Source organism: Kitasatospora sp. NPDC058032 (genome assembly GCF_042885845.1).
In the GTDB taxonomy this organism is placed as follows: Bacteria; Actinomycetota; Actinomycetes; order Streptomycetales; family Streptomycetaceae; genus Kitasatospora.
In genome coordinates, this window is the sequence record NZ_JBHVRK010000006.1 from 98,075 (window position 1) to 113,091 (window position 15,017).

Here is a 15,017-nt window from a genome sequence, read left to right on the forward strand (position 1 = left end):
GCGCCATGACCAGCACGCCCATCGCCGACCTCTGGCCCACCCTGCCCGGCGGCGCCGACGCCCGCCCGGAGGCGGCGTACCGGCTGCTCCAGGCCGCCGTGGAGTCCTTCGCCGAGCGGGGCTTCCACGCCACCACCACCCGGGACATCGCCACCGCCGCGGGGATGAGTCCGGCCGCGCTGTACATCCACTACCCGTCCAAGGCGGCCCTGCTGGCCGAGATCAGCCGGGCCGGGCACGCCGCGACGCTCGAACTGGTCCGGACGGCGGTGGCCGGCGAGGGCGACCCGGTGGCCCGGATGCGGCGCCTGGTCGAGGAGTTCACCTCCTGGCACGCCCGGGCGCGGACGGTCGGCCGAGTGGTCAACTACGAGCTGCACGCGCTCCCGCAGGACGCCTACGGGGTGGTCGCGGCGCTGCGCCTGGACATCGAGCGCGAGGTCACCGCGCTGATCGAGGCGGGCGTGGCGGCCGGGGCCTTCGAGGTCGCCGAGGTGCGTACGGCCGCCCGCGCGGTCACCTCGCTGGGCATCGACGTGTCCCGCTGGTACACCGACCGCAGCAGCGAGGCGCCGGAGGAACTCGGCCGCCGCTACGGTGAGTTGGTGCTCCGGATGCTGGGGGCGCCGGGGGCGGCGCTCTGATCGCGGGGCCGGCCGGCCCCTCCTGACGGCGGTGTGCGCCGGACCCTCGCGAGCTCGTCGCACGGTCCGGACGGCACCGCCGTTCAGTGTTCCGGGGCCCCGGCGGCGAGCAGGGCGTCCAGCAGGCCGGGGAAGCGCGCGTCGAGGTCGGCGCGGCGCAGCGAGACGTACCGGTTGCGCCCGGCGACCCGGGTGGTGGTGACGCCGGCCTCGCGGAGCACCCGCATGTGGTGCGAGACGGTCGACTTGTGCAGGTGTTCCAGGCCGAGGTGGCGGGGGTCGCAGGAGTGCTCGGCGCCGTCCGCGTAGCTGGTCAGCAGCCGCATCCGGACCGGGTCGCCGAGCGCGTGCAGCACGGTGACCAGGTCGATCTCGGCGGGGGCGGGCTGGGGCAGCCGCTCGTCGTCGGACATGGCAGGCGGCCTCCTCGGGATCGGGCGCGGGGTTGGTGCGCGAACGGGACGGTTTGACAATCATCCACCAATCCGTACTGTTTGGCGAGCATCCAACTGTTGCCCTCACGTCCAACAATGTCCGCTCCCTGGGGGGATCGACGTGCCCGTCCGCCTGCTCCTGCTCGCCCTCGGCACCTTCGCCGTCGGCACCGACACCATGGTCACCGCCGGCATCCTCGGCCCGGTCGCCGACGACCTCGGCGTCTCGGTCACCGCCGCCGGCCAGCTGGTGACCGTCTTCGCCCTCGGCTACGCGCTGCTCGCCCCGCCGCTCGCCGCCCTCACCGCCCGCTGGCCGCGCCGGCGCCTGCTGCTCACCGCGCTCACCGTCTTCGGCGTCGCCAACGCGCTCAGCGCCCTCGCCCCCTCGTACGGGACGCTGCTGGCCACCCGGGTACTGGCCGCCGCGGGCGCCGCGCTCTACACCCCGACCGCGAACGCCGTCGCCACCACCCTGGTCGCCCCCGAGCGGCGCGGCCGGGCGCTGGCCACCGTGCTCGGCGGCATGACGGTCGCCACCGCGCTCGGCGTGCCGCTCGGGACCTGGGTCGGGCGCACCGACTGGCGGCTGACGATGTGGCTGGTGACGGTGCTGAGCGCCGCCGCCCTGGCCGGGCTGGCGCTGCTGCTGCGCGAGCTGCCGGTGCCCGCCGCCGCACCCGGTCTGCGGGACCGGCTGGCGCCGCTGCGCGACCGGCGGGTGCTCGGGGCGGCCTCCACCACCCTGGTGTTCTTCCTCGCCTTCCAGTCCGTCTACATCTACCTGGCCACCGCGGTCGCCCCGGCCACCGGCGGGCGGGCGGAGCGGCTGAGCCTGGTCCTGCTGGTCTCGGGCGTCGCCTCGGTGGCGGGCAGCTGGCTGGGCGGGCGGCTGGTGGACCGGGTCGGTGTCCGGCGGGTGCTGCTGGTCGGCAGCACGGTGGCGGCGGGCGCGTTCGCCGCGCTGCCCTGGGCGGGGCGTTCGATGGCCGGTGCGCTCGCCTACGCGGTGGTCACCCCGCTGGCCGGGTGGGCGGTCTCGGTCGCCCTGCCGCACCGGCTCGCCTCGCTGGACCCGGGCAACGCCCAGCTGCTGATCTCGCTCAACAGCAGCGCCCTCTACCTGGGCACGGCCGCGGGCGGCGGCGTCGGCAGCGTCGCGATCGCCCTGTTCGGCGGGCGCTGGTTCCCGCTCGCGGCGACCGTGCTCGCCCTGGTGGCCGCCGTCACCGCTTGGGCCACCACGCGCGGCGCGGGGCCCGGCGCGGCGGGCGCCGCCGCGGCGCCCGTCGAGAAGCGGGCCCGGGCGGCGGTGCGGTAGCCCGGGCCGACGGTGCGGGCCCGCCGGTGACTCCGGCGGGCCCGCAGCGCGTGGCCGGGGTTCAGGGGGCGGTGGTCACGGCACCGGCGCTGTCGGGACTGCCGCGCCTGCCGGGCCTGCCGGAGTCACCGGTGGGGCCGCGCCGATCGCCCGGAACAGCAACTCGGCCGTCTCCGACCAGCGTTCGACGACGTCGGTCCGCTCGTACAGGACGTCCGAGATGTGCTGGGTGCCGAAGAACGCGGCCACCAGCGAGCGCGCCGCCGCCTGCGGGGAGACCCCCGCGCGCAGCTCGCCCGCCTCCTCGGCGCGGGCCAGCAGGGTGGCCAGCAGCTGGGTCCAGTCCACGTAGGGCGTCGGCAACTCGGCGTCGATCTGCGGCCGTTCGATCTGCAGCCGGGCACCCGCCTGGACGACGATGTCGTCCCGGAAGGCCGCCGCCGCCCCCGCCAGCAGACGCGCCGCGGTCTCCAGGGGCCCGTGCCCCTCGGCGGTGACCTCGGTCAGCAGCGCCGGCCAGCGCGCGTAGTGCTGCTCGACGACGGCCACCGCCAGGGCCTCCTTGGTCGGGAAGTGGAAGTAGACGGCGCCCTTGGTCATCTCCACCCGCTCCGCCACGTCCTTCACCGCGGTGTGGCGAAAGCCCCGGGCCGCGAACAGCTCGGCGGCGGCGGTGAGCACCAGCAGCTTGGTGCGGGCCGCCCGGTCCTGCTTGGGATCGGGGCCCCGCCGGGTGACGATGGGCCGCACCCGGAACGGGGCGGCCTGGTCGGGCTCGGGCATGGTCGGCTCCTCGGGGGTGTGGGGGGTGTGGGGCGAGTCGGGGTGGGGTCCGGGGGTGGGTTTCTCAACTCGGCGTCGGTCAGGTCGATTTGGACATGGTGGCGGGAAACTCCGGCTCGACGGTAAACCTTCCAGAAGGTATGTTCCTGAGCCGTCGCACCGGTCGGGGCACCGCAATGTAGCGGGCCCGCTGCGGCCTCCGCGACCGTGGGGGAGGAAGAAATCATGAATGTTCTGTCATCAGTTGTGTCCGCGCAGCACCGGCCGGAGCTCCGGGAAGGGTGGCGAGGCTTACGCTTCGACCGGCACTTACCGCGCGAGGCGGTGCACAAGGCGGCGGACGCCGAGGTCCTGCTGAGCGACTCGGCGCGGCTGGGGGAGGAGCGCTTCGCCGTCGCGGCACGCTGGAGCCGCGACCACCACCTCGGCCGCCGGGACGGGCCGGGCGCCGACCCGGTGCTGCTCGCCGAGACCGTCCGCCAGACCGCGATCCACCTGGCCCACCGCTTCCACGGCAGCACCTACGGACATCCCTTCGTCCTCCACGGCCTCGCCGTCGACCTCGACCGGCCGCTGCCCCCGGCCGGTCCGGACGGCCTGGACGTCGGCCTGGACCTGGACTGCAGGCTCCTCGCTCCCCGGCGGCCCTCGCCCGGCCGGGAACGGTTCGCCCTGGAGGGCGTCGCCTGGGCCGGCCGGCGACCGGTGGGCCGCGTCCGGCTGCGCTGGGAGGTGCTGGCGCCCGAGCGCTACGCGGTCGTCCGGCAACGGTCCGCCGAGGCCGCGGGCGCCCCGGAACAGCCACCGCCCGCCCCGCTGCCGCTCGACGCCGCCCGGGCCGGGCAGACCCGCCCGCAGGACGTGCTGCTCGCCGCCGACCCGGAGCGCGCCGGCCGCTGGTGGCTGCGGCCGTTCGAGCACCACCCGGTCCTCCTCGACCACGCGGTGGACCACGTGCCGGGCATGGTGCTGGTGGAGGCCTTCCGGCAGGCCGTCGCCGCGATCACCCCGGGTGCTGCGGCTGGCCGCGAACTCCGGGGCCTCGACGCCGAGTTCCTCGCCTTCGGAGAGCCGGGATCGCCGATCGCCGTGCTTGCCGCACCCGCCCCGGAGGGGGTCGTGCGGGTGCGCGCCGTCCAGGACGGCCGTCCGATCGCCGAGGCCCGGCTGCGCCGCCCGGAGGCGCCGTGCTGAACCACCCGGACGACGGCTGCGGCACCGGCCCGATGACCGCCCCCGCCGTCGCCGAACTCGCCGTCCTGGCCCGTCGGGACGCCGCGTCGGCGGAGGCCGCACGGCGGCTCACCGAGGAGGTCGCCGCCGGGATCCGCCGCGCGGGCTTCCCCCGCCACTTCGTGCCGGGCCGCTGGGGCGGCACCGCAGGGGAGTTCGGCCCGTTCGTGACCGCCGTCGCCGAGCTCGCCGAATCCTGCGCGGGCGCGGCCTGGTGCGCCGCGCTCTACGCCTCGCACGGGCGGCTGGCCGCCTACCTCCCGCCCGAGGGGCAGCGCGAGCTGTGGGGCGACGGGCCGGACGCGCGGATCGCGGCCTCGGTGGTCCCGCCCCAGGGCCGGGCCGAACGCCGCGGCGACGGCTGGCGGTTGGACGGCCTGTGGCGGCTGGCGAGCGGCGCCGACCACGCCGAGTGGATCCTGCTGGCCGCCTGGACGGGCAGCGGGTCCGCCCGCGAGCACCGGGTCCTCGCCGTGCCCCGGGCCGAGCTGACGGTCCTGGACACCTGGCACTCCGCCGGCCTGCGCGCCAGCGGCAGCACCTCGGTCACCGCGGAGGGGGTCCGGGTGCCCGAGCGCCGCACGCTCGTCCTGGACACGCTGCTCGCCCCGCAGCAGGACGCGGCCCGCTGCCACACCGTGCCGTACCCGATGGTCGCGGCGCTGGTCTTCGCCGCCCCGCTGCTCGGCATCGCCCGCGCGGCGCTGCGCGAGTGGACGGTCGGGGCCCGGCGCGCGGCGGTTCCGCACCCGGCCGCGCACACCGTGCTCTCCGGGGCGTCCGCCAAGGTCCGGATGGCCGGGCTGCTGCTGGACGGCGCCGCTGCCCGGGCCGACCGCGGCGAGCTGAACGCACTGGCGGTGGCCGAGAACCGCCGCGACGCCGCCACCGCCGCCGCGCTCTGCCGGGAGGCGGTGGACGCCCTGTTCCTCGCGGGCGGGGTCGGCGCGCAGGACTCGTCCTCGGTGCTGCAGCGTGCGTGGCGGGACGCGACGGCGGTGGCGGTGCACCGCACCCTGGACGCCGACGCCGCGGCGCGCGCCTACGCCGGGACGGTCCTCGCCGCCGACCCGATGACGGCCGGTCACCGATCGGATTCCGCCTGATGTGCGGGGAACCGGCGTGCGCGGGGCCGCCCCTGAGAACATTCGTTCAGAAAGGTATGTTCTTCCCCAGGGAGGGCACATGATGAAGCAGGAGCGGGCACGGCGGACCAGGGAGAAGGTGCTGGACGCCGCGGCCGAGGAGTTTTCCGCCCAGGGTTACAGTCGCGCCACCCTCAACGCGGTGGCGCAGCGGACCGGTATGACCAAGGGCGCGCTGTACGGGCACTTCGCGTCCAAGCGCGCGCTCGCCGGCGCGCTGATGTCGCAGTCGCACCAGGTTTGGGAGGAGATGCGGCTGGCCCGTGACGTCCCGGGCACCGAGGCGGCCGTCGTACTGGAGGGGCTGGTGCTGGACCTGGCGCACCGGCTGAGGGAGGACGTCCGGCTGCGGGCGGCGCTGCGGCTGGCCACCGACATCCCGGACCCGTCGCAGTCGCACCCGCTGCGGCCGGCCCCGGCCCCGGCCCCGGCGTCGGCCCCGGCGTCGTCCGCGCCCCCGTCGTCGGTCACGGCGGGGCCGGCGGGGCCGGACATCTTCGACGCCGTGCAGCGCGGCCTGGTGACCGTGATCCGCCGGGCGCAGGGCGAGGGGAGCATGGCGCCCCGGCCGCCCGAGCTGGTCGCCCAACTGCTGCTGGCCGTGCTGCACGGAGCCCCGCACGTCTGCTTCGGCCCGCCGGAGGCGGCCGGACCGGGGGCGTACGACGCGGCCTGGCGACTGCTGCTGGAGGCGCTGACCGGCGCAGACCGCGATCGGCCGTTCGTCGGCGCCGTGCCGTCCGTCGCGTCCGTGCCGCCCCTGGCGGCTGCGTCGTCGCTGCCGTCGCTGCCGTCGCTTCCGTCCAGGCGGACCGGGCAGTCCGTGCAGTCCGCGTAACCGGTCCCACCCCCGACCCACCCTCGACCCGCCGCCGCCCGCGCCGCCCGGCCGCCGACGCCCGCTCGGACGCGCGGCGGCGCGGGCGGCCAGGGCCGATGCGGCCGGGCCGGGCGACCCGCCGCCGGGGCGAAGGACGTCCGCCGGGGTGAACTCCTGTTGGTGCCAGGCAAGCGCACGCCGAACCGCCATCCCCGACCGGCCGTCCGCCGCCCGCTCCGTCGTACGCGCTCCACGGTACGGTGCAGCGGACGCGCCGATGGCACGCGTCCCGCACGCCGGGTGGGGCAGTCCCGTCCGGACGGCCCGTCGGCCACCGCCCCCGATCAGGAGAACCGCCAGGATGACCACGACCCACCTCCCGCCCGCCGGCCTGACCGTGCGGCCCGCCGGGCCCGGCGACGCGCCGGCCGTTCGTGACCTGCTCAACCGGGTGGACCTGCTGGAGATCGGCCGGGCCGAGACCGAACTGCACGAGGTCGAGGCGGACCTGGCACACCCGGGCGTCGACCTCCGCCACGACTCCTGGCTGCTCGCCGACGGCGACGAACTGGTCGGCTACGGCCTCGTCCGGGACCGGTCCGGCGGGGAGCGGATCGACCTCGACCAGTACGTCCTGCCCGAGTACCAGGCCGGCGCGCTGCACCTGTTCGCGCTGATGGAACGCCGGGCGGTGGAGCGGGCGGCGGCCAACGGCGCCTCCCGCGCCGTCCTGCACCTGCTGCTGAACACCCGGCCCACCGTCGACACCGGCGCGATCCGGGAGCGCGGCTGGGAGCGCGTGCGCCGCTACCACGTGATGGCGCGCCGGGTGGACAAGCAGTCCGACCCCGTCCCCGCGCCGCCGCCCGGCATCACCCTGCGCGACTGCCGCCGGGAGGAGGACCGCCGCACCGCCCACCGGCTGCAACAGGAGACCTTCGCCGGGGACTTCGACTTCCGGCCGCGCACCTTCGAGCAGTGGTGGGAGGACATCGACGGCGACCGCCTCGACTGGTCGCTGACCTGGATCGCCGCGCTGGAGGGCGCCGGCGACGTGGCCGTGCTCCGCACCCGCGGCAACCGCGCCGGCGAGGGCTGGGCGGACCGCCTGGGGGTCCTGCCCGCCGCCCGCGGCCGCGGCCTCGGCGGCTACCTGCTGCGGCACTTCTTCGGCCACTACGCGGCCCTGGGCCGCGACCGGGTCGCCCTCGGCGTCGACACCGCCAACGCCACCGGGGCGCTCGCCCTCTACGAGGCCCACGGGATGACGACCCACTTCGCCGTGGACACCTGGGAACTGGTCCTCCCGGTCTGACCGCGCAACCCCCGGGCCGGTCCTGCGGGTCCTGTCCGGACAGGACCCGCAGGACACCCGCCAGGTCGGCGTCAACTGACGAGGTAGCTGAACCCGACCGTCGCCGCGGACATCCCGGGAGCCACCTCCCGCGTCACCACCCCGCGACAGTTCGGCGCGGAATAGACGTCGACCGTCGCGTTCGTGAGGTTCTCGACGATCACGGGTGAGAGGGTGGGGTAGCACCCCGATGCCGGGTTCTGCTGCGCCACGCCGTTCACCACCAGCACCCCCGTGGCCGCCTGCGCGGGCACGGCGAGCGCGAGCGCTCCGGCGGCGGCCAGCATCCCGGCCACGGCGATCCGACGACGCATGACTGTTCTCCCTTCCGAGGGCGCACAACCGGTAGGCGCCCTTCCGGGCCATGGATTCCCCGGCCACCCGGTCCGTCCCGGAAGCCCGGACGCAATCCCCCGAACCGGCGACGGCGCCCGGGCCGAACCCGTGCCGGTGGGGTCAGCCGTTGGCGAGGGCCTGGACACGGTCGAAGGCGCCGTTGAAGAGGTTCTGGTCACCGGGGAAGGAACCGGCGTCGGCCCGCCCCCGGACCGCCCTCGACCGAGCGGACCAGGCCGCAGCGGACTTCGGCTCCATCCGTCATCGGCCAACGGATCACGGTCTTGTAGGCGCGGGCCGGGCGCCGATGGGCGGTACACCACGAGAAGGAGCGCTCCACCACCTACGGCTCGGGCTGGACCTGGAAGCCCCGCCGACCGGGGTCCTTGCGGACGACCTCCAGGTCCCGGCTGAGAATCCGGGCCCCCACTCGACGAGGCGGCCGGCGCCCCGTCCCCCTGCGCCGTGCCCCCCGCCTCAGGGCGAGGGGAAGGAGATCCGGAGGCCGTAGCGCTCCTCCAGTTCGTGGACCTTGCGGGGGACGCTGTCGCCCAGGGTGTCGAGGTCGGAGCGGTGCGCGGCGCGGAAGCCGTCGCGGAGCCTGGCGCGCAGCGGCTCGCGGACGGCTTCGACCGGGGCCATGCAGGTGGCGTACACCTCGCCGAGGTGGGAGACGGCGGGGGCGTCGGCGGCCTGGATGCTCCGGTCGACGAGGGCGAAGAACGCCTCCTCGCCCTTGGCCTGCACACCGTGCCCGGCCAGGCAGCCGTCGAGCTGCCGGTAGGCCGCGTCGACCTCCTGGTCGCGCCGGAGGGAGGCCGCCGCAGTGAACCACTGGGCCTGCAGCGGGGCGTACAGGTCCTTCAGCTCCCGCATGGCCCTCGCGCCGTCCTCGAAGCATTGCTGCTGCTCGGGTCCGGGGGTGGAGCGGCCGGTGGCCGCGCCGCCGGCGGAGGCGGACTCGCCGGGGGCCAGGCCGCCGTTGAAGCCGTGGGCCTGGATGAAGGGCAGGTCGGGGATGTCCATGACGCGGAAGAACATCCCGGGTGTCGTCACGGGCTCCGCGAGGCCCCGGGAGCGGGCGCAGGAGCGGGTCGCGGCGTTCGCCACCAGGGTGGTGAAGGTGTCCAGGCCCTGGGACCAGCGGGTCTCCGCGCCCGTCGACGGCAGCAGCATGGCCGAGACGTCCGTCGGCATCGTCCACGTCACGGGGATCGGCGGCAGGGGCACGGCCGAGCGGGCGGCGGTCGGCGCGGCCGGGCCGACCGCGCTCGCACAAGCCGTCGTGCCGAGGAGCAGGACGGTGCCCACGAATGCCTGGACGATGCCGGCGGGCCGACGGGGGTGCCGGGTGGGGCGTCGCAACGTGCCGTCCTCTTCGGGTGGTTGCCGGTGGTGGAGGTGGTGCCGGCAGGCGCCCCAGGTACGGGGCGCCTGCCGGCGGGGTGGGGCCGCGCCGGCCCCGGGTGTCAGTGCTGGACCTTCACGACGCCCCAGCCGGACTGGTACGCGGCGACGCCGAAGGTGCGGCCCGCGGTCAGGTTGGAGATCAGGACGACGGAGCCGAGGCTGTAGTAGCCGTCGTTCAGCCAGTGGTAGCCGGAGGCGGCGGCCTGCCAGTTGCCGTTGGCGTCGACGTACATGCCCTCGTAGCCGTCGTTGTGCCGGCCGCCCGAGGCGCCCGCGAACACCAGGTTGACGTCCCGGCAGGCGTCGTTGGCCTTGGTGGTGGTCCACCCGACGGTGCGCTGGCCGGTGTAGAGGGTGTCCTCCTGGCAGCTCAGCGCGGAGGCCGACGGCGCGAGGGCGATCGTGGACGCGGCGAGCGTCCCGATGAGGCCGAGGGCGGCGGTGGTCTTCTTCATGGTTCGTCCCCCAGGGTCGTGCGGCGACCGCCGCCGACGGGTGCGACGGCGGTGACCGGTGTGGATGGTGAGCCTCGGAGCGACTTCCGGGCTCGGCTCAAAGGTAGGCAAGGAATTGACGATTGCCAGGGGGCTTGACGCCGTTTCACGAGTCGCTGACGGTGTCTCACGCCGGTGACCTGGACTTTGAGACGAAGGCGGAGGTGGAAGTGGAGACACACGCGCCCGGCGCCGGGGCGGCCTCGCCCGTCGAGGGGTGCGATAGCGGCTGATCGCTCGCCCGTTCGGCCTGTGACCTCACACTCTATGACGCGTACACTGCAATGGACGCTCGGGCCTGGCCCGTGGGCGCTGGATCACGTGACGACCGACGAGACGGCCCACCGGAACGCGGTCTCGTCCCCGGGAGTGCGCGGGGCGGGAATGTCCGCCGGCTCGGGGAAGGCGCCGGCGACCCGCACGCCGTGCTCGGTCAGGAATCAGAATCCTCGAGACTTCACAGATCCGTGGAACGGCCTCGGTCTGGACGAGGGCTTCACGCGCGAGGACGGGCACCGGACCTTCGTGATCCGGGAGATTGCCGTGGCTGCGGACCATCGTCGGCGCGGGTTGGGTGGGGAACGGCGCACAGTCGTGCTCGAAGGAGCCCGGGCGGAGCGCGTCACGCTCGCGGTACCCCTGTCCCCGAAGGGCGCGGTGGTGCTCGGGTCCGGGGTGTCGTCACCCGGCGGCGACGCCGGGGCGGGGCCCGGCGCCGTCGGCCGGCAGGGCTGGGGGAGCGCGGTCGGGCCGCGACACGGCGAAGACACGGCGAATTCCGTTGAGGGCGGGGGCGGGGGCGGGGCGGGGGCGGTGCGCGGCACGGGTGCACCGGCGACCGTCGCGGGTGCACCCGTGCCGGTGGGGTCAGCCGTTGGCGAGGGCCTGGACGCGGTCGAAGGCGCCGTTGAAGAGGTTCTGGTCACCGGGGAAGCTGCCGGCGTCGGCGTGCTGCCAGATCGTCTGGTAGCTCCAGCCGGCCGGGAGAGTGCCGACGGTGGAGGCGTAGCGGGCGATCCACAGCGGGTTGGTGGCGCCGAAGGAGGCGTTGTTGCCGGTGCAGGTGGTCCACCAGTTGGTCGTGGTGTAGATGGTGGGGTAGCGGCCGGTGCGGGCGCGCACGGTGTCGCTGAAGGAGCGGATCCAGCTCACCATGGCGGCCTGGCCGAGGCCGTAGCAGGTGGCGCCGTAGGGGTTGTACTCGATGTCGAGCGCGGGCGGCAGGGTCTTGCCGTCCTTCGACCAGCCGCCGCCGTGGTCCACGAACCAGTTGGCCTGGGCGGCGCCGGAGGAGCGGTCCGGCAGGGCGAAGTGGTAGGCGCCGCGGATCAGGCCGGCGTTGTAGGAGCCGTTGTACTGCTGGGTGAAGTACGCGTTGGTGTAGGTGGTGCCCTCGGTGGCCTTGACGTAGGCGAAGCGGGCGCCGTTGGCGCGCACCGTGGACCAGGCGACGTTGCCCTGGTAGCTGGAGACGTCGAGACCGGGCGTCTGGGTGACGGCGAGGGCGGCGGCGGGGGCGGCGCCGGCCTCCCGGCCCTCGTGGGCGGCGACGGTGGAGCCGGCGAAGTCCTGGTCGGGGTGGATCGGCGGCAGCTGGCCGCCGTGCTGGGCGGCGGAGTTCTCGGCGGCGACCGCGTCGGAGGGGGACGCGGTGCCGGGCGCGGGCTCGGCCGCGTACGCCGGGGCGGCGACGCCGACGGCCAGGGCGACCGCGGTGGCGAGGGCGGCGAACGCGGGGAGCCGGCGGGTCCCCTGCTTGCGGGTGGTGCCGGTGGGGCTGGCGGAGCGGGAAGTGCTGGGCATGACACTCCTCTGGTCCGTGGTGACGACCCGTTGGATTTGCGGACAGCCGGGTTGCCGGTGACGGCAACCGGCTGGAGCAGGGTAGCCATGTACGTGCCAGCACGCCAGGTATCGGTGGCCCCATCCTGAACGGGCGTCACATCGCGGTGGTCCCCACCTTTCCGCCCCGTTTCGCACACGGATGCCGGCCCCGTCCGCCCCCGGCCCCGCCTGCCCGGGACCCCGCCCACCTGGGCGGACACGGCGGCCCCGGTCGCGGCGCCGGGGCGTGCGGCCGGGGCGCGCGAGCCGTGCGGGGGCACCCGGCCGGGTGCCCCCGCACCGTCGCGTCTTTGCGCCGTGGTCAGCCGGTCGTCGCCCACTCTTCGCGCAGCCGCCCGAACACCTCGTGGAACTCGGGGAAGGTCTTGCGCACGCAACCGGGGTCGTCGAAGGTGATGCCGGGCGTGCGCAGGGCGGTAACGGAGAACGACATCACGATCCGGTGGTCGCCGTGGGAGTCGAGCGCGGTGCCGCGCGGGACGCCCGGCCGGATCTCGATCCAGTCGTCGCCGGTGGCGACCTCGATGCCGAGCCGGCGGAGGTTCCCGGCGCAGGCGTCCAGCCGGTCGCACTCCTTGACCCGGGTGTTGGCCACGTTCTCGATCCGCACCGGCCCGTCCGCGAACGGGGCGAGGGCGGCGAGCGTCGGCATGGTGTCGGAGATGTCGCGCATGTCGACGGTCAGGCCCGACAGCCGGCCGTCCCGGGGCCCCTGGACGGTGACCCGGTCCGCGCCGACCTCCACCCGCGCGCCCATCCGGGCCAGCACGTCGACGAACCGCAGGTCCCCCTGGAGCGCGTCCTCGCCGAGCCCCGGGACGGTCAGCTCCTGCCCGGTGAGCGCGGCGGCCGCGAAGAAGTAGCTGGCCGTCGAGGCGTCCGGCTCGACCGGGTAGGCGGTGGCGCGGTAGCCGCCCGGCGCGACCTCGAAGACCCGGCCGGTGCGCGTCACGGTGGCGCCGAAGGCCCGCATCATGGCGACGGTGATCTCCACGTACGGCGCCGAGACCAGGTCGGTGACGGTGATCCGCAGGCCCTGCTCGGTGAGCGGGCCGAGCAGCAGCAGTGCGGTGAGGTACTGCGAGGACAGGCTCGCGTCCAGGCTCAGCTCGCCGCCCCGCACCCCGTCGGCGGTGATCCGCAGCGGGTGGTGGCCCTCGGCCTGCTCGTGCCGCAGGTCGACGCCCAGGGTGCGCAGCGCCTCGGTCAGCGGACCGAGCGGGCGGCGGCGCATCTGGGCGGAGGCGTCGAAGCGGAAGGAGCCGCGCCCGGCCGCGGCGAGCACGGGCAGGAAGCGGGCGGTGGTCGCGCCGTCGCGGCAGTACACCTCGGCGTCCCGGGCCGGGCCCTGCGGGCGGCCCTCGACCGTCCACCGGTCCGGCTCGCGGGTGAGCGTGTAGCCGAGCGCGTGCAGGCCCTCGGCGAATCCCTCGGTGTCGTCCGAGCGCAGCGGCCGGTGCAGGGTGGTGGTGCCGTCGGCGGCGGCGGCGAGGAACAGCGCCCGCGCGGTCACCGACTTGGAGCCGGGGATCTCGACGGTCGTCATGGTGCCTCCGGGATGAGTGGGCCAGGGGGGAGGGGCGGGGTCGTCCCGGCCATCCTGCCGGAGGCGGTGCGGGGTGCGGGGGGTCGTCCGGTTGCTGGACGACTCGCCGGACGGTGGCGGTGGGGCCGGCGGACGGTGGTGGGAGCGGGCGGTCGCGGGTGGACGTCCGGGCAGGTCGGGGCCCCGGACGGTTGTGGCACGATGCGGGGGACCGGCCCGAACGGCCGCCCGCCCCGCCCGGGTCCCGGCCCGGGCCCGCCCGAGAAGAGGCCCCGTGCCTGAGAGCAGCACCCGATCGGCCGCCGAGGCCGTCACCACCGACCGCCTCGCCTTCCGCACCGCGACCACCGCCGACGTGCCGGCCCTGCTCGCCCTGGTCGAGTCCGCCTACCGGGGCGACGCCAGCCGGGTCGGCTGGACCACCGAGGCCCACCTGCTGGAGGGCCAGCGCACCGACACCGAGGGTGTCACCGCGGCCGTCACCCACCCCGACGGCGTGGTGCTGATCGCCGAGCTGGACGGCGACCTGCTCGCCTGCTGCCAGCTGGAACGCCGGGGCGACCACGCCTACTTCGGCATGTTCTCGGTGCGCCCCGGCCGCCAGGGCGGGGGCCTCGGGCGGGCCCTGCTCGCCCGGGCCGAGCGGTACGCGGCCGAGGAGTGGGGCGCGGTGGAGATGGAGATGACCGTCATCGAGCAGCGTGCCGAGCTGATCGCCTGGTACGAGCGCCGAGGCTTCCTCCGCACCGGCCAGTACACGCCGTTCCCGTACGGCGACGAGCGCTTCGGCATCCCGCTCCGCCCCGACCTGCGGTTCGAGAAGCTGATCAAGGGGCTCACCACCGCCCGGTAGCTGTGGTGGCGGCGATGGCGCGCGCGGCGTCAGGTGGTGGGTGACGGGCCCGGCCGGGGGATCAGTCCCGGACCGGCTACGGCAGCAGGCCGCGCTCGCGCAGCAGCGGGACCAGGTGGTCGCGGACGGCGGGGGCCAGGTGAAGTGCCGGGTCGAGGCCGTCCGTCCAGCGCAGGTCGGCGAGCTCCGCGGCGGGGGCGGGCGTGCGGTCCAGCCCGGCCTCGAACACGGTCATCCGCATCGGTACGCCCTCCAGCACCGCGACCGCCTCGATGTCGGCGAGGTGGCGCGGTGCGACGGGAGCCGCGCCGAGTTCCTCGGCCAGCTCGCGGGTCAGCGCCGTGAGCGGCTCCTCCCCGGCGTCCGGCTTGCCGCCCGGGAGGTAGAAGACGTCGGGCGCCGCCTTCTTGCTGACGACCAGCAGCCGGCCCTCCTCGACCACGGCGGCGGCCACGACGGTGAGCGGTGCGGGATCGGTCTCCGGTGTTTCGTGCTCGAACATGATCGTGATTGTTCCAGCCGCCGATCACATGGGTTCGTGCGGGTCTGTGGGCGGTCGTGTGCGCGGGGCCTCCGCTCCGGTGGGCCGGTGGACATCGTCTTCGCCGAGGGCCCCGGCCGGTGCGTCCCGGGCGGCGCCCCACTGGGCTCCGGTGACGCGGGCCTCGTGCGCGGGGCCTCGCCGAACCTGTACGAACCGAGCGCGCCCTGCTCGACGCGGTCCTGGCCGAAGCGGCCCCGGCGGGGGTGGCGTCCGGGGGAGCGGCGGGCGGCCGAGGCCGACGGCCGGCCGCTGCCG

General features: G+C 75.6%; 15 protein-coding genes. 7 read left to right on the plus strand and 8 right to left on the minus strand.

Annotated elements, in window-relative coordinates:
- Positions 1–5: 5 nt before the first annotated feature.
- Positions 6–644 (plus strand): TetR/AcrR family transcriptional regulator, encoded by a 639-nt coding sequence (locus ACFVUH_RS12585; protein ID WP_387912897.1) that lies wholly within the window; start codon positions 6–8, stop codon positions 642–644.
- Between the two features lie 83 nt (positions 645–727).
- Here the strand turns inward: ACFVUH_RS12585 and ACFVUH_RS12590 are convergent, their stop codons facing one another.
- Positions 728–1,057 (minus strand): ArsR/SmtB family transcription factor, encoded by a 330-nt coding sequence (locus ACFVUH_RS12590; protein ID WP_387912899.1) that lies wholly within the window; start codon positions 1,055–1,057, stop codon positions 728–730.
- A 142-nt stretch (positions 1,058–1,199) separates the two neighbouring features.
- Here ACFVUH_RS12590 and ACFVUH_RS12595 point away from each other — a divergent pair, with 142 nt between their 5' ends.
- On the plus strand, positions 1,200–2,399 hold the full coding sequence (locus tag ACFVUH_RS12595) for an MFS transporter (protein WP_387912901.1): 1,200 nt from the start codon (positions 1,200–1,202) through the stop codon (positions 2,397–2,399).
- A 75-nt stretch (positions 2,400–2,474) separates the two neighbouring features.
- Here the strand turns inward: ACFVUH_RS12595 and ACFVUH_RS12600 are convergent, their stop codons facing one another.
- Positions 2,475–3,182 carry a ScbR family autoregulator-binding transcription factor gene (locus ACFVUH_RS12600; RefSeq protein ID WP_355375812.1) on the minus strand — a complete coding sequence of 236 codons (708 nt, stop codon included), beginning with the start codon at positions 3,180–3,182 and terminating at the stop codon, positions 2,475–2,477.
- A 225-nt stretch (positions 3,183–3,407) separates the two neighbouring features.
- Here ACFVUH_RS12600 and ACFVUH_RS12605 point away from each other — a divergent pair, with 225 nt between their 5' ends.
- The 4 genes from ACFVUH_RS12605 to ACFVUH_RS12620 all read left to right on the plus strand — a co-directional run bounded on the left by ACFVUH_RS12605 (position 3,408) and on the right by ACFVUH_RS12620 (position 7,695).
- Positions 3,408–4,376 carry a ScbA/BarX family gamma-butyrolactone biosynthesis protein gene (locus tag ACFVUH_RS12605; protein ID WP_387912903.1) on the plus strand — a complete coding sequence of 323 codons (969 nt, stop codon included), beginning with the start codon at positions 3,408–3,410 and terminating at the stop codon, positions 4,374–4,376.
- The gene (locus tag ACFVUH_RS12610) at positions 4,370–5,521 is read left to right on the plus strand and encodes an oxidoreductase (RefSeq protein WP_387912904.1); all 1,152 of its coding nucleotides are present in this window, start codon (positions 4,370–4,372) and stop codon (positions 5,519–5,521) included. The genes ACFVUH_RS12605 and ACFVUH_RS12610 overlap by 7 nt, the downstream gene beginning before the upstream one ends.
- 79 nt (positions 5,522–5,600) lie before the next feature.
- Positions 5,601–6,398, plus strand: a complete 798-nt coding sequence (locus tag ACFVUH_RS12615; protein ID WP_387912906.1) for a TetR family transcriptional regulator — start codon at positions 5,601–5,603, stop codon at positions 6,396–6,398.
- Positions 6,399–6,741: 343 nt separating this feature from the next.
- Complete coding sequence (locus ACFVUH_RS12620) at positions 6,742–7,695, plus strand: GNAT family N-acetyltransferase (RefSeq protein ID WP_387912908.1); 954 nt, start codon at positions 6,742–6,744, stop codon at positions 7,693–7,695.
- Between the two features lie 71 nt (positions 7,696–7,766).
- Here the strand turns inward: ACFVUH_RS12620 and ACFVUH_RS12625 are convergent, their stop codons facing one another.
- The 5 genes from ACFVUH_RS12625 to aroA form a co-directional block, all read right to left on the minus strand.
- On the minus strand, positions 7,767–8,048 hold the full coding sequence (locus ACFVUH_RS12625) for a hypothetical protein (RefSeq protein ID WP_355375799.1): 282 nt from the start codon (positions 8,046–8,048) through the stop codon (positions 7,767–7,769).
- 499 nt (positions 8,049–8,547) lie between these two features.
- Positions 8,548–9,435 carry a hypothetical protein gene (locus ACFVUH_RS12630; RefSeq protein WP_387912910.1) on the minus strand — a complete coding sequence of 296 codons (888 nt, stop codon included), beginning with the start codon at positions 9,433–9,435 and terminating at the stop codon, positions 8,548–8,550.
- 104 nt (positions 9,436–9,539) lie between these two features.
- Positions 9,540–9,935: a hypothetical protein gene (locus ACFVUH_RS12635; RefSeq protein WP_387912911.1), complete on the minus strand. Its 396-nt coding sequence runs from the start codon at positions 9,933–9,935 to the stop codon at positions 9,540–9,542.
- Between the two features lie 906 nt (positions 9,936–10,841).
- Complete coding sequence (locus tag ACFVUH_RS12640; RefSeq protein WP_387912913.1) at positions 10,842–11,777, minus strand: lysozyme; 936 nt, start codon at positions 11,775–11,777, stop codon at positions 10,842–10,844.
- Between the two features lie 343 nt (positions 11,778–12,120).
- Positions 12,121–13,365, minus strand: coding sequence for a 3-phosphoshikimate 1-carboxyvinyltransferase (gene aroA, locus ACFVUH_RS12645; protein ID WP_387912915.1), 1,245 nt, complete (start codon positions 13,363–13,365; stop codon positions 12,121–12,123).
- A gap of 274 nt (positions 13,366–13,639) precedes the next feature.
- Between aroA and ACFVUH_RS12650 the strand changes: the two genes are divergently transcribed.
- The gene (locus ACFVUH_RS12650) at positions 13,640–14,218 is read left to right on the plus strand and encodes a GNAT family N-acetyltransferase (protein ID WP_387912917.1); all 579 of its coding nucleotides are present in this window, start codon (positions 13,640–13,642) and stop codon (positions 14,216–14,218) included.
- Positions 14,219–14,294: 76 nt separating this feature from the next.
- On the opposite strand, the gene ACFVUH_RS12655 is transcribed toward ACFVUH_RS12650, so the two are convergent.
- On the minus strand, positions 14,295–14,720 hold the full coding sequence (locus ACFVUH_RS12655) for an NUDIX domain-containing protein (RefSeq protein ID WP_387912918.1): 426 nt from the start codon (positions 14,718–14,720) through the stop codon (positions 14,295–14,297).
- Positions 14,721–15,017 lie beyond the last annotated feature (297 nt).